Source organism: Pseudomonas sp. P5_B2 (assembly GCF_056400445.1).
In genome coordinates this window covers 1-694 of sequence record NZ_JBFULH010001335.1, presented here as the reverse complement: position 1 = coordinate 694, position 694 = coordinate 1, and the positions used below count along the sequence as shown (strand labels likewise).

The 694-nt window shown below is 50.2% G+C and carries 1 protein-coding gene; it reads left to right on the top strand.

The features are described 5' to 3' along the window. Positions 1–121: 121 nt before the first annotated feature. Complete coding sequence (locus AC1DRJ_RS31070; RefSeq protein ID WP_477805481.1) at positions 122–679, top strand: ATP-dependent Clp protease proteolytic subunit; 558 nt, start codon at positions 122–124, stop codon at positions 677–679. The last annotated feature ends 15 nt before the right edge of the window (positions 680–694 follow it).

Genomic DNA, 694 nt, shown 5'->3' with positions numbered 1-694 from the left:
ATGGACGGCATGTGCGTCTTGGCGAGGGGAATTTACGTCAGATCTCAGATGACATGACCGATATTTACTAGACTTACTAATTCGTAGAAGACCGCCAGCAYCACTCTCGGGACATCAACCGATGACTGAACACATCGTGCATTTTCATTGCCAAATCGATCAAGGAACGACTGAGCGCTTCCGGGACTGTTGCCTTGAAGCCATCGAACAAGGCGCCACCTCCTTGCTCCTCAACCTGTCTACCTGCGGGGGGAGTACTAACTTTGGCTTCACGCTCTACACGTTCCTGAAGTCATTGCCGGTACCACTATGCGCGATCAACGCGGGCAACATCGAATCAATGGGTATCATTATGTTTTTGGCGGCAAACCGCCGTATCACCTCGCCCCACTCACGCTTCCTGATTCACCCCATGAATTGGTATTTCAGCCAAAAATCAGTCGACCATCAGCGCCTGCGTGAATACCTGTCGAGCCTCGACAACGACCTCGCGCGTTACGTGCAAATTTACACCCTTGAAACGGCTGACGCAGAGACCAGGCTCGATATTTTTCATTGTCTTTCAGCCGAAGAAAAAGTTATCGCTGCACATGAGTCTTTGGCATATGGCATTGCACATGAGATGAAGCAAATGATGTTTGCAGACGATGTCAAACACTGGAAAGTCAGCGGTGGATGATCCGGACGACTGATC